The sequence below is a fragment of the Vibrio sp. 10N.222.55.C6 genome (genome assembly GCF_041473395.1).
Classification (GTDB): Bacteria; Pseudomonadota; Gammaproteobacteria; order Enterobacterales; family Vibrionaceae; genus Vibrio; species Vibrio crassostreae_C.
This window is the reverse complement of sequence record NZ_JBFRSD010000785.1, coordinates 1-256: the sequence shown is the minus strand read 5'-3', so window position 1 is coordinate 256 and position 256 is coordinate 1. Positions and strand designations below refer to the sequence as shown.

General features: G+C 50.4%; 1 protein-coding gene. It reads left to right on the top strand.

Annotated elements, in window-relative coordinates:
* A partial coding sequence (locus tag AB4486_RS26165; protein WP_372119671.1) for an ATPase domain-containing protein occupies positions 1–256 on the top strand: 256 nt, incomplete at both ends.

Below are 256 nucleotides of genomic sequence, written 5' to 3'. Positions count from 1 at the left end.
CGATTGAGTGGTTATGCGGGCGGTGCAACTGAATCTTCGGTTCAAACGCTGTCAGAAATCGATCTGCAAGAAGTCCCACGTTTTAGCAGTGGCTTTAAAGAGCTAGACCGCGTACTTGGTGGTGGTGTCGTACCGGGTGCTGCGATCCTGATTGGTGGTAACCCGGGTGCCGGTAAATCAACGCTGCTATTACAAACCATGTGTCAGCTTTCTTCTCAATTACCGACTCTCTATGTAACCGGGGAAGAATCTCTGC